General features: G+C 38.5%; 13 protein-coding genes and 5 pseudogenes. 13 read left to right on the top strand and 5 right to left on the bottom strand.

The genetic code is table 11. The features are described 5' to 3' along the window. Window positions 1-20: 20 nt before the first annotated feature. The gene (locus tag ACPC57_RS00405; protein WP_434065607.1) at window positions 21-410 is read right to left on the bottom strand and encodes a DUF1761 domain-containing protein; all 390 of its coding nucleotides are present in this window, start codon (window positions 408-410) and stop codon (window positions 21-23) included. 49 nt (window positions 411-459) lie between these two features. Here ACPC57_RS00405 and ACPC57_RS00410 point away from each other — a divergent pair. From ACPC57_RS00410 to rpsI, 7 genes are all read left to right on the top strand, one after another. Next, a protein-coding gene (locus ACPC57_RS00410; RefSeq protein ID WP_434065608.1) for an IS630 family transposase occupies window positions 460-1,310 on the top strand; the annotation gives its coding sequence in 2 pieces (ribosomal slippage) (window positions 460-763 and window positions 763-1,310; 852 coding nt in all). 132 nt (window positions 1,311-1,442) lie between these two features. Then, window positions 1,443-2,171, top strand: a complete 729-nt coding sequence (gene rlmB, locus ACPC57_RS00415; protein ID WP_217374236.1) for a 23S rRNA (guanosine(2251)-2'-O)-methyltransferase RlmB — start codon at window positions 1,443-1,445, stop codon at window positions 2,169-2,171. Continuing rightward, the gene (locus ACPC57_RS00420) at window positions 2,172-2,693 is read left to right on the top strand and encodes an NYN domain-containing protein (RefSeq protein ID WP_277837458.1); all 522 of its coding nucleotides are present in this window, start codon (window positions 2,172-2,174) and stop codon (window positions 2,691-2,693) included. It begins immediately after the preceding gene. After that, window positions 2,690-3,553, top strand: a complete 864-nt coding sequence (locus ACPC57_RS00425) for a DegV family protein (RefSeq protein WP_434066070.1) — start codon at window positions 2,690-2,692, stop codon at window positions 3,551-3,553. The genes ACPC57_RS00420 and ACPC57_RS00425 overlap by 4 nt, the downstream gene beginning before the upstream one ends. Window positions 3,554-3,752: 199 nt before the next feature. Beyond that, a complete protein-coding gene (locus ACPC57_RS00430) occupies window positions 3,753-4,250 on the top strand; it encodes a GNAT family N-acetyltransferase (RefSeq protein ID WP_434066071.1) in 498 nt (165 codons plus the stop codon). A gap of 231 nt (window positions 4,251-4,481) precedes the next feature. Next, complete coding sequence (rplM, locus tag ACPC57_RS00435; RefSeq protein ID WP_024381069.1) at window positions 4,482-4,928, top strand: 50S ribosomal protein L13; 447 nt, start codon at window positions 4,482-4,484, stop codon at window positions 4,926-4,928. 19 nt (window positions 4,929-4,947) lie between these two features. Beyond that, entirely contained in the window at window positions 4,948-5,340 is a 393-nt protein-coding gene (rpsI, locus tag ACPC57_RS00440; RefSeq protein ID WP_172036793.1) for a 30S ribosomal protein S9, read from the top strand. Between the two features lie 287 nt (window positions 5,341-5,627). On the opposite strand, the pseudogene ACPC57_RS00445 reads toward rpsI, so the two are convergent. Beyond that, window positions 5,628-6,829, bottom strand: a pseudogene (locus ACPC57_RS00445) (IS110 family transposase). Window positions 6,830-7,169: 340 nt separating this feature from the next. Between ACPC57_RS00445 and ACPC57_RS00450 the strand changes: the two are divergent. The 3 genes and pseudogenes from ACPC57_RS00450 to ACPC57_RS00460 form a co-directional block, all read left to right on the top strand. After that, window positions 7,170-7,610: pseudogene (locus ACPC57_RS00450) on the top strand (FtsX-like permease family protein); the annotation flags it as partial. 56 nt (window positions 7,611-7,666) lie between these two features. Then, complete coding sequence (locus tag ACPC57_RS00455) at window positions 7,667-7,969, top strand: DUF898 family protein (RefSeq protein ID WP_289648102.1); 303 nt, start codon at window positions 7,667-7,669, stop codon at window positions 7,967-7,969. Window positions 7,970-8,246: 277 nt separating this feature from the next. Beyond that, window positions 8,247-9,296: a DUF389 domain-containing protein gene (locus tag ACPC57_RS00460; protein WP_434066072.1), complete on the top strand. Its 1,050-nt coding sequence runs from the start codon at window positions 8,247-8,249 to the stop codon at window positions 9,294-9,296. A 606-nt stretch (window positions 9,297-9,902) separates the two neighbouring features. Here the strand turns inward: ACPC57_RS00460 and ACPC57_RS00465 are convergent. Then, window positions 9,903-10,031, bottom strand: a pseudogene (locus ACPC57_RS00465) (site-specific integrase); the annotation flags it as partial. 61 nt (window positions 10,032-10,092) lie between these two features. On the opposite strand from ACPC57_RS00465, the pseudogene ACPC57_RS00470 reads away from it, so the two are divergent. After that, window positions 10,093-10,524: pseudogene (locus tag ACPC57_RS00470) on the top strand (ATP-binding protein); the annotation flags it as partial. 139 nt (window positions 10,525-10,663) lie between these two features. On the opposite strand, the gene ACPC57_RS00475 reads toward ACPC57_RS00470, so the two are convergent. Next, the gene (locus tag ACPC57_RS00475; protein WP_434066073.1) at window positions 10,664-10,825 is read right to left on the bottom strand and encodes a hypothetical protein; all 162 of its coding nucleotides are present in this window, start codon (window positions 10,823-10,825) and stop codon (window positions 10,664-10,666) included. 397 nt (window positions 10,826-11,222) lie between these two features. On the opposite strand from ACPC57_RS00475, the gene ACPC57_RS00480 reads away from it, so the two are divergent. Continuing rightward, window positions 11,223-11,672 carry a pyridoxamine 5'-phosphate oxidase family protein gene (locus tag ACPC57_RS00480; protein WP_434066074.1) on the top strand — a complete coding sequence of 150 codons (450 nt, stop codon included), beginning with the start codon at window positions 11,223-11,225 and terminating at the stop codon, window positions 11,670-11,672. Window positions 11,673-11,762: 90 nt separating this feature from the next. Next, complete coding sequence (locus ACPC57_RS00485) at window positions 11,763-12,104, top strand: metal-sulfur cluster assembly factor (RefSeq protein ID WP_434066075.1); 342 nt, start codon at window positions 11,763-11,765, stop codon at window positions 12,102-12,104. An 18-nt stretch (window positions 12,105-12,122) separates the two neighbouring features. On the opposite strand, the pseudogene ACPC57_RS00490 reads toward ACPC57_RS00485, so the two are convergent. Beyond that, window positions 12,123-12,518 (bottom strand): annotated as a pseudogene (locus ACPC57_RS00490) (DUF6176 family protein). Between the last annotated feature and the right edge of the window lie 46 nt (window positions 12,519-12,564).

Consider the following 12,564-nt stretch of genomic DNA (forward strand, 5'->3'; position numbering starts at 1 on the left):
TTTTCAGAGAACTTTTTAATTTATGCAAATAAAGCAATAATTCCTACTACCAAGTAGCAGACCAATTTGTAGCTTTCATTGATAAGGATAAGCTTGATTGGACGTTGCTCAAAAACATAGTTTTTTAATGAAGCAAGTACAGCAATTACCCCCATGCCACCAGCCGCATGTAGTGGTGAAACATCAAGAGTTTTGATAAAGAAAATTGCAACAACGGCTGTAACAACTTCAATTGCTAAAGAAATCATCATTTCTTTTTGACCGTTTTTACCAGCTTGACGGTCAGCTTCAACCTTTGCCATATCAATGCCAGAGGCTTCAATCCAGGCATCGCGGAAAATCAAGTCGTACCATAAGCCGCCAATGGCAAAAGTAATCAGGCCTGCCAGAATTCCAAATAGTAGTGTCATAATATAATAAAATGAAACAAAAACAGTACATTTGTGGTATAATATACTTATGGCATATTCATTTGATTTTCGTAAAAAAGTTCTCGCATACTGTGAGAAAACCGGCAGTATTACTGAAGCATCTGTTGTTTTCGATATTTCCCGCAACACCATCTATCAATGGCTAAAATTAATGGAGAGTACAGGCGAGCTTCATCACCAAGTTAAGGGAACCAAACCGAGAAAAGTTGATAGAGAAAAATTAAAGAACTATCTTGAAGCTCATCCAGATGCTTTTTTGACTGAAATAGCTTCTGAATTTGGCTGTCATCCAACAGCTATTCATTACGCTCTCAAAGCTATGGGATATACTCGAAAAAAAAGAGCTGTACCTACTATGAACAAGACCCTGAGAAAGTAAATCAGTTTCTTAAAGAATTTAATAACTTAAGTCACCTGACACATGTTTATATTGACGAAACAGGGTTTGAGACATATTTTCATCGAGAATATGGTCGATCTTTGAAAGGTCAGTTAATCACAGGTCAAATCTCTGGAAGAAGATTCCAGCGGATATCTTTAGTTGCAGGTCTAATAAACGGTGAGATTATAGCCCCAATGACCTACAAAGAAACCATGACTAGTGACTTTTTCGAAGCTTGGTTTAAAACATTCTTACTACCCACTTTAGATAAACCATCTGTTATCATTATGGATAATGCAAGGTTTCATAGGATGAATAAGCTAAAAGAGTTATGCAAGGAGCAGGGTGATAGACTTTTACCACTTCCTCCTTACTCACCTGAGTATAATCCCATTGAGAAAACATGGGCTCAAATTAAAAAACACCTCAGAAAAGTATTGCCAAATTGTGATACTTTTCTTGAGGCACTTCTGTCCTGCTCTTGTTTCAATAGATAATATCTCCTTTTCTTCCGATTGTACGGACGAATAACATGATGAAGAATAACATGGTTTTAAGAATGAGTCAAGGGTTATCGGCTATTACAAAGAGAAACTCCTTTTTTAGAAAACCTATGCTATAATACTCTTATGGAACAAAATGATATCGTATATGGCGTACATGCTGTAGTGGAGAGTTTGGAGGCCAACACTGGTAACAAGCTCTACATTCAGGATGATTTGCGCGGAAAAAATGTAGAAAAAATCAAGGCACTGGCAGCAGAGAAGAAGGTGTCGATTTCTTGGACGCCGAAGAAGAGCCTGTCTGACATGACGGAAGGTGCCGTTCACCAAGGCTTTGTCCTACGAGTCTCTGAGTTTGCCTATGCGGACCTATCGGTGATTTTGGAAAAAGCGGAAGCAGAAGATAATCCTCTCATTCTCATCTTGGATGGTCTGACAGATCCTCACAACTTGGGCTCGATTTTGCGGACCGCAGATGCGACTCAGGTAGCGGGCATCATCATTCCCAAGCACCGAGCAGTTGGCGTGACGCCCGTTGTGGCAAAGACCTCAACAGGTGCGGTGGCCCATGTCCCAATCGCCCGAGTGACTAATCTTAGCCAAACCCTTGATAAGCTTAAGGAGGCTGGTTTCTGGGTATTTGGTACTGATATGAACGGAACCCCAAGCCATAAGTGGAATACAGCTGGCAAGCTAGTACTTATTATTGGCAACGAAGGTAAAGGGATTTCCAGTAATATCAAAAAGCAGGTGGATGAGATGGTTACCATTCCTATGAAGGGCCATGTCCAATCCCTCAACGCCAGCGTAGCAGCTGCTGTGCTGATGTACGAAGTATTTCGGAAGAAACTATAGATGAAAGAAAAGATTCTGCTTGTTGATGGTTATAATATGATTGCTTTTTGGAGATCAACTAAACAAGATTTCAAAAAAGGTCATTTAGATGCCGCAAGGACTACCTTGCTTCGCATTCTTTCCCACTATGCTTCATTTGAGAATATAGACATCATTTGCGTTTTTGATGCTCATCATGTTCCCGGAAGTCGTCAGCATTATGATGAATTTAATGTTCAAGTTGTGTTTACTGAAGAGGAAGAAACGGCAGATAGCTATATTGAACGCTTGAGTGCAGAGTTAAATAGTAATCCTCGCAAACAGGTTTCGGTAGCAACGAGTGATTTGAATGAGCAATGGGTTGTTTTTTCACAGGGAGCCTTACGAGTATCTGCGCGTGAGCTAGAAGAACGGACAAATGTAATCAAAAAGGATTTGGATAAATTTGTGGATCAAGTTGAATTGTACACCCCGCGTCTGAATCCCTGGTCAGATCAGCAGTTTAAAGCCTTAAAAGAAATGCTGGAGGATATGACTGAGTGAGTTTTAAAATAGTAACCGATTCTACCTCGGATTTGCCAAAAGGATGGGTGGAAGAACATGGGGTTGATGTACTAGGTTTGACCATCAATTTAGATGGTCAAACCTATGAGACTGTAGGGGACAGTCGCCTTACTAGTGATACATTGCTAAAGAAGATGGAAAGTGGTAGCCAGCCGATGACCAGTCAAGTAAATGTCGGTCAGTTTGAAGAAGTTTTTGAAGTGGCAGCCAAGGAAGGTCAAGAGGTGCTTTATCTCGCTTTCTCAGCAGCTCTTTCAGGGACCTATCAGAGTGCAGTCATTGCACGCGACATGGTCTTGGATCAATACCCGGAAGCAGTGATTTCCATTATTGATACGAAGGCGGCGACCATTGGTGAAGGCTATCTGGTTATGAAGGCCGTTGAGGCGCGTGCTGCGGGTAAAACATTGGTGGAGACCATGGCAATCGTAGAAGATTTGGTGCCACGCTTGCAGACCTATCTCTTAGTTGATGATTTACAACACTTAGTGCGCGGTGGCCGTCTGTCCAAAGCTGCAGGTTTAATCGGTGGTTTAGTGAATATCAAGCCCCTTATTTCGCTCAATGCTGATGGAAAACTAGAATCAATAGCTAAAATCCGTGGTCGTAAAAAAGGAATCAAGGAAATGTTGAACCTGACCTTGGATAACTTGGATCATTCTACAATTATGGTTGCTTATACGGGTGACATTGAGGCGGCAGAGGGCGTCAAATCTAGTTTATTGGAAGACGACCGTGTTTCTGATGTTCTATTGACAGAATTAGGACCAGTTATTGCCACTCATACAGGGACAGGAGTCTTAGCGATTTTATCAATTGGGACAAAAACGAGAGCATAGATTCTAAGGGAAATTTCTTGCAAAGATGTATTCCTTTTTGTGTGGCAGTGACCTATTGCAGAATAGGATAATCAAAAGGAATTAAGATGTCACTAATCATCAGAAGAGAAGAAGAAAAGGATCATCGGGCGGTTGAAGAACTGACGCGTGAGGCCTTTTGGAACGTTTATCACCCAGGCGCGCTATTGAGCACCTGATTGTGCATCAATTATGGAACAAAAAACACGTCATAAAAGACCTCAATCTTGTCGCGGAAGCCGACGGTCAGTTGGTGGGGCATATCCTCTATGTGGCGTCGGAGATCACGGCAGACGGCATTCGCCTGCCTAGTCTGACCTTTGGTCCCTTAAGCATCTCGCCAGAGCATCGGGGCCGCGGTTGCGGTCAGTGTCTGTTAGAACATTCGCTGGCTTTGGCGGAAAATAGCGGAGCAGTCTTGGTGGCCATTACAGGCTTTCCTGATTACTACAGTCGATTTGGTTTTGTCAAGGGTAAGGAGGTTGGTGTTCGCTATCAGGCGGACCCAGAAGCCAATCATTTCTTGGTTAAGTTATTTCGGCCAGAAGCCTTGGACGATCGAGACTGGTGGTTTACAGACCCTGCAGGTTATGAGGTGAACGAAGCTGAATTGCAAGTATTTGATCAAATTTTTTCAGCTAAGGAAAAATTGGTACTTCTAGGTCAATTAGGGGAGTAGAACGACTGTTTTGCTTTGGAAAATTCATTTGCAATCGCTCACATGATTCAAAGCTCTGCTATTGGTAAAAAAATAAAAAAAGTAAAGTAAAATAACTTGACGAGAACCACCATATTTGATAGAATGGTAGACGGTATTGTTTACCCCATTTGAAAGGCCCCGGAACCTTCCAAATACCCGCGGAACGGAACATCCGCTTAGTAAACAAAAACGATTCGTATAGGAGAAATCATGAACAAAACAACATTTATGGCTAAACCAGGCCAAGTTGAACGTAAATGGTATGTAGTAGACGCTACTGATGTACCACTTGGACGCCTTTCAGCAGTAGTTGCTAGCGTTCTTCGTGGTAAAAACAAACCAACTTTCACACCTCACACTGATACTGGTGACTTTGTTATCGTCATCAACGCTGAGAAAGTGAAATTGACTGGTAAAAAAGCAACTGATAAAGTGTACTACACTCACTCATTGCACCCAGGTGGTTTGAAATCAATCACAGCTGGTGAATTGCGTTCTAAAAACGCTGTTCGTTTGATTGAAAAATCAGTTAAAGGTATGCTTCCACATAACACACTTGGTCGTGCCCAAGGCATGAAATTGAAAGTGTTTGTGGGTGGCGAGCACACTCACGCTGCACAACAACCAGAAGTACTTGATATTTCAGGTCTTATCTAAGGGAAAGGACGTAATCTAAATGGCACAAGCACAATACACAGGTACTGGTCGTCGTAAAAACGCGGTTGCACGCGTACGTTTGGTCCCAGGTACTGGTAAAATCACAGTAAACAAAAAAGATGTAGAAGAGTACATCCCATTCGCTGACCTTCGTTTGGTTATTAACCAACCATTCGCAGTAACTTCAACACAAGGTTCATACGACGTTTTCGTTAACGTGAACGGTGGTGGTTACGGTGGTCAATCAGGTGCGATCCGTCACGGTATCGCGCGTGCATTGCTTCAAGTAGACCCAGACTTCCGCGATTCATTGAAACGCGCAGGCCTTCTTACACGTGACGCTCGTATGGTTGAACGTAAGAAACCAGGTCTTAAGAAAGCTCGTAAAGCTTCACAATTCTCAAAACGTTAAGAAATGCCTACAATACAGCATTTACAACACTTCATGGTTCACACCATGGGGTGTTTTTTTGACGTTTTTTAACAAAATTCACACCATTTTTCACACCAAATTCAGGCTCTTTTCTACCATTTGTCAAGTCTATCAAGGCTTTAAGTAATAAAAGAGATAAGACAGTAGCTATGCTGAGGTTACTGTCTTATTTTTAACACTTTTTGATACTTAAATGGGCATGCTAAAAAACACCTCATCTGGTATTTTTTGAAACAAGGTGTTACAATAATACGGCACAGACAGCCTTATCGATTTTGGGTCAGAGAGTAATCGTAAAGTTTGTTATGCGTAATGAGGTAATACATTGTTCGAATGAGATGATGTATAGAGGCAATCGTATGTGGCTTAGTTGAAGCTATTGTCGATTGTCTTTTTCGTTTCTCATAAAAGTCAGCGATATGGCAGGGATTGGTATGACTAGCTGAAGCGATGTTGTGAATGCACTTGAACAAGATTTTTCTGGCATAGGGATTACCTCGTTTAGTGATGTCTTCCTTGGCGAGAAAGTTCCCAGATTCGTAGTGTCTCAGGTCAATGCCAATAAAAGCTTTGATTTGATTGGTAGACTGAAAGCGAAGAATATTTCCCAACTCGCCAATGATAGATGTCGCTGTGGTTTCTGCGATGCCAGGAATTGACCGTAAGATGTCATACTCTGGTAAAGGCTGAGCTAGAGCTACCATGTCGTTTAAGACAACTTGTCTGCGTTCAGAAAGACGAAGCAATTCTTGAGCATAGTAACGAACCTCTTCAAGCATTGGAGAGGTTTTCTTGACCGCACAAAAAGGTTGTTTAGTGAGTTTCATAAGTTTATCAGTCAGGTAAGCAATACTTTTTTCAGAGATGCGTTTGGAGGTAGATTGACGGATAACCTCACATAAGTTACTTTGAGATAGGCTTAATACAAACTCTTTGCATGGAAAAGCCATCACTAAATTCCAATATTGTTCTCGAGTAGGTGTGGATAATAGATTTTCCAATTCAGGAAAGTTGACTTGTAGGACCTTGTGTAGACTGTTTTTAGTTCGAACAAGATCTTCTGTTATATTTTGATAGAAACGGCTTTAATCACGCAGGTGTTGATAAACTTCTTCCTGCACGTAAGTTGGTTTACGATTGTGCACAAGCTGAGATTTAGCCAACTTTTCAGCGCCGATTTTATCTGTTTTACAACTCGCAGACTGTCCAATTGCTTCTTAGCTTCCAGTGGATTTAGCCGTGTGTAAGCGTAACTATATTCCTCAAGAAAGGCTTGAAGACGTCGAGAATAGACGCCTGTAGCCTCAAATATAATATCATGGTTATGAACAGTTTTCAAGTCGCCCAACAGGCGATTGAATCCAATGGCATCATTGAGTATGGTGTAGCTATGAACCTTCTCACCGTTGACTAAAATGGCCACCTCAGAACTTGTTTTACTGACATCAATTCCAAATACTGCACGCATGACATTACCTCTTTTGTCTTGAATAATTCCATGTTTTAGTGATTTTATTTTCAATACGCGACGTTTAGCGTCCTACATACTTTGATTAAACTCCACCTAAAACAAGGTGTCTTGCCAGTTTGTCAAGCGACGTCTAGCGCCATAGAGCCCTACGACTTTACAAGACACCACTACTTTAACATAAAGAAAAAGTAGTGAGTACTCTCTCCCGTCGGAGATTTCTTCACTACTAATCTTAGTATGTTTGTCAACTGTAGTGGGTTACCAAAAAGTCATACTCTGGAGAGGACAAGTTTTGTTCTCTCCTTATAAACAATCGCTTCATTTTGAAAATCAGGAAAGCGTTGTTTACGGATCCAGTCAAGCAAATAATAGCCAAGAAGTCAATGCAATGTTTGGTGGCTTCTTCTTTATCGTTATATTCCTATCCATTATCTTTATAGTTGGTGCTGTATTAGTCATCTACTATAAACAAATCTCAGAAGGTTATGAAGATCGTGAACGCTTTGTCATCTTGCAAAAGGTTGGTTTGGATAAAAAACAAATCAAGCAAACTATTAACAAGCAAGTCTTGACTGGCTTCTTCCTTCATGTAATCTTTTCCTTTATCCATTTAGCATTTGCTTATCACATATTAAATTTGATCCTCAAGGTCATTGGGGTTGTGGATACAGCTATGATGTCAACTGTAACTCTTTCCATTTGTGGTGTCTTTGCCCTTATCTATGTTTTAATCTTTATAATTACTTCAAGAAGTTATCGTAAGATTGTCCAAATATAAAAAAACGTTATACTAGCAAACGACTAGAATATAATCAAAAAATAAAGGAGACAAAAATGAAAGAAATTTATTTTGACGGAGGAATCCTAGATTATATTGGATACTCTATCTTAGCAGCCCTAATTAGCTTACTTACCTTTGGTATCGCAACATCTTGGGCGGTTTGCATCATACAAAATTGGAAAACCAAACATACGGTAGTGGATGGTCAACGTCTATACTTTGACGGGACTGGAGCACAACTGTTCGGTAACTGGATTAAGTGGTTTCTTCTAACCATCATCACGTTTGGAATCTATGGCTTCTGGTTGAACATAAAAATGGAGCAATGGATTGTTAAACATACTCATCATGTTTAAACATTAAAACGGTATCTTCTTTCAGAGGAGATATCGTTTTTTCTTCTTCGGAGAAGGAAACAAAAATTTCTTCTTTTCTTTATCATTTAAATTAATTGATTTCTTCAGAGAAAGACTGTAAAATTTTTGATATAACGTCAAGGATGGTCTGATAGATATTTAAAAGATAATGTTCAAAAGAATTACAGGTGAAAATTAAAAATATGTAAGATTGGACAGAAGACTTTCTACGATCATCCATGCGGAAACAAATTATATGAAATAAGAGGAATAACCAATGACCGGAAACTATTCAACACGTGAATACCGAGAGAAATTATATGATGACCTTCATGTTCGATTAAGTGATACAGTGATTTTGATGTGTGCGATTTTTATTGCCTCTATAGGTCTAAATATGAATTCAACAGCTGTCATTATTGGAGCCATGCTGATTTCCCCTCTTATGACACCGATTGTTGGACTGGGATTCGGTTTAGCAATTTTTGATACACGTTTAATCAAACAATCTCTAGAGGTTTTATTTACTGAAGTATTGGTCAGTTTGCTTGTATCGACTCTGTATTTCTGGATTTCTCCCTTATCTTACGCAAGTAGCGAGTTGATTGCACGAACCTCTCCAACCATTTGGGATGTTGTCATTGCTATTGCTGGTGGGATAGCAGGTGTCATTGGTTCAAGGAAAAAAGAAGCAAACAATATCGTGCCAGGAGTAGCCATCGCAACAGCTCTAATGCCACCTATCTGTACTGCGGGGTATGGTTTAGCTAATGGAAATGTACGATATTTATTTGGGGCTCTCTATCTTTTCTTGATCAACTGTGTCTTTATCATGCTAACCAATATTATTGGAACAAGAATTTTGATGAGAAAATCTCCCTTAAGTTCATTTAAAGAGCTAAACATTAAAATGAGAATTGGGTTGATATTCTTGATTGTATCATTGGTCCTTCCAGCAAGCTATTCAGCAGTCACTCTGACGATGGATCAAGCGCGAAAAGAAGGGATCAAACAGTTTGTAGGAAAAGAGTTCGCCAATCATACGGTCATTAATCAACTCTACAAGTCAAGGAATAATGAATTGGTCTTGACGGTTGTTGGAGATCCAATTTCAAAAGAAGAATTAGAAACAATTCGCCAAAAACAAGCCTCTTACGGTATTCAATCTGTTCAATTGAAAGTCAATCAAGTCCATAATTCGACAAAATTAGATAGTGAGACGACCAAGGAATTTTACGAAAACATTGACAAGTATATCGATCAAAAACTCTCTGAAAAAAATTCACAAAACGATCTCGTAAAAGAAATTGAAGCAGACAAGGATTGAGGACGATGAACTGAATAGGTTTTTATGCCGTGTTTTTCTTGTTTGTTCTTCTTTCTTACCTATAACAAAATAAAATTGATGAATACGAGATTTTTCTTTAGATGAAAGAAAGTACATTAAAGTATTTTACTGCAAATTCAATTTATAAAATAACAACAAGAAAGAAAATATAAATTTTGCAGTTTTTCTTTCTGGTTGTTTTCTGATAACGGAGGTTTGCTCAAATGCTATAAGAAATAAATTAGGAGGTCTATCATCTAAAAAAAATGTATGTAACAAAAAATAATTTAACTAATGGTGTGAACTTTTAGTATTTATCAGCTCAATTCGTGTATTTTTAGGATAAAGTTCACATCATTCAGATGAAATTAGTTGGAATTGGATGAAATTGTGAGTTTTGAAAACTTGTGGAAACATTGATATTACAAGCTTTTGAAATTTATTCAAAGAAAAATCTTTCCAACCAGGTCTTAAAAAAGCTCGTAAAGCTTCACAATTCTCAAAATGTTAATTATCCGCGATATATCAACGTTTCAAGGCATTCAAGAGTTATCTCTTGGGTGTCTTTTTTCGTCCAAAAATCCAAAGTTTCCCTGAAAATTTCCCTCAACGTTTTTTGACAATTCGATATGCTGTTTCTCCAGCAGCTTGTTTAACTGTGTTTTTGGTATTGATATAGATCTTAGTGATGGATTGGTCACTATGTGTCAGAGCTTCTGAAATGGCTTCTAAGCTCCTCATCAAAGAGATTGATTTTAAATTTTTGGAAAATAGTCAATGAAAATGCTTTGACTGCTTTTTACGAAACCTTCGCATTGCCCGAACCTTGACAGAGTTGGGTTGGGTACGTGAGATGAATGAAGGTGTTAAACGTATCTACTCGGAGATGGAATCAGCCTTTCTTCATGAGCCAAAATACTCAGAGCCAGGGAATAAGGTTGTCCTGACGCTTGAGAATAACATTGTCAGCCGACATCTTCGTACACGTGACAGCCTATAAAAACAGTTTTCTTATTTTAGTAATTTAAATGCAGATGAGCAGGTTATTGTCCACTATATGTACAATTCTGGCGAGAAAATGACAACAGCAAAAGCGATTGAAATTACTGGTAGAAGCCGTAAATTTATTGTAAAAACTATGAAAAACTTACAAGAATTGGGCATCCTTAATTGGTACGGCGCAAACAAAAATGATAGAAATCAGTACTATACTTTGGTTGAAAGATAGTTTATCCTTTATGAAGTAGGATACAGTAGAATACAGAAAAGTGTCTATTAACAATCAGGTCGATAACCACTTTGTTTTTATTATAGACTTTATTTCAAGAATTAGTTGTTAATATGTCAAATTTGTTTAGATAGGGATTTCAATTATCTATCAATTCTTTCAATAATTCTTCGTATTGATTCTTGGCTTTTTCCAATTCTTTGTCAAAGTTAATTGTTGCCACATCTTTGAGAATGCTAGTTTCTATACTCAATCCTTCTTTACTAACTTCTGTAATACTGATATTTAGTGGAGAATTCATTGGATACGCCTCCCATTTTGTTAAATACAGTTTTTCTGATAAGTACAAATAATACAAGTGACTAACTTTTTTGACTAACTTTTTAGAAAGTTATCTATCCATCTCAGTTTGTGAAATCTGGCTATTTTACAAATATTAATTACAGAAGTTTTTTATCTAGTTACCCAATGTATTATTCGAAGTGCTGGGTATAAGCAAGTTTATACCTTATTGACACAAAGGCTCATTTTGCCCTCCCTTTTTATCTTCATACTCATGGAAAGCTACCTTCTTAAATGCTTCCGTCAGTAGGGAGTTGTTCATGAAACACTTTCACCATTTCTATCAATATTCCACTTAACATTTTTGCCTATTTTTGATATACTTTAGAAAATAGGTGTTTTCAAGGGGTGATACCATGGAACTAAAAGATATTATGCATATTTTGGAAGATATGAAGGTTGGGGTTTTTGCTACTATGGATGAGCATGGAAATCCACATGCTCGTCATGCTCATATCACTGCAGCAAACGAAGAAGGGATTTTCTTTATGACAAGCCCAGAAACGCATTTCTATGATCAATTGATGGGGGATCAAAGAGTTGCGATGACGGCTATTTCTGAGGAAGGGTACCTTATCCAGGTAGTGCGTGTAGAAGGGACTGCCAGACCTGTGGAGAACGACTATCTAAAGACAGTTTTTGCGGATAATCCTTATTATCAACATATCTATAAAGATGAGTCTAGTGATACAATGCAAGTATTTCAGATTAATGCTGGTCATGGCTTCTATCATAGCTTGACTCAAGGTCATAAGTATATCTTTTCTATTGGTCAAGGTGTGCATTCAGAGGTTCGTGCACTTTGAAAACTAGATGAAAACATTTGATAAGACAAGTATATTTCAAATAATTATGATACAATACTTTTTATAAATGTTTTAGGAGTGTTTGGATAAATGAGAGAAGATATTCAAGTCAATGAGCGAGCCCTTATTTTGTCAGATCAATTGGTGGAGGTGTTGGAATCCATTTACGATCCCGAGATTGAGTTAGATATATACAATTTAGGACTTGTCTATGAAATTCATCTAGATGAAACCGGGTTTTGTAAAGTAGTGATGACCTTTACTGATGCAGGTTGCTCATGTGCAGATACGATGCCTGGTGAGCTAGTAGCAGCTTTAAAGACTATTGACGGAATAGAAGATGCTCAAATCGAGATTGTTTGGTCTCCCGCTTGGAAAATGACAAGAATTAGTCGCTTAGGTCGAATTACTCTGGGGATAAGCCCAAAATAAAAGAGTTGCAGTTTTATTTTACTGCAGCTCTTTTTTAAATGTGTCATCGTATTGTCTGTCTAATTCTTCCATCGTTTCATAAATGGGTTTGGGAATCATAAGGACTTGAGGATCCAGATCGACCATGCCATAGCTTGGATCAATGCATTCTTCTCAGTATTCTAAATGTTTCTTGTCGATGTATGATTCCGAATCTGTGACTTCAATCCCTCCTTCGGCTTGAACAGAATACCAGTAAAGGTATTCACATCCATCTAGTATTTCACGGAAAATTGTTTCGACATACATTTTTTCATTTTCGAGTGTCAATAATGTGTCTTTCATGTGATTGTTGAGAAAGGCCATCCATTCGTCTACTTTTGCAATCTTACCCTCTTTTACACGAAAACGAGATAATTCAACATTTAATTTCAACTTCGTTTCCACCTTATAAAAGCCCAGTCGGTTAGACAAGGCTTTG

The sequence above is a fragment of the Streptococcus sp. VTCC 12886 genome, from assembly GCF_049893425.1.
In the GTDB taxonomy this organism is placed as follows: Bacteria; Bacillota; Bacilli; order Lactobacillales; family Streptococcaceae; genus Streptococcus; species Streptococcus suis_AA.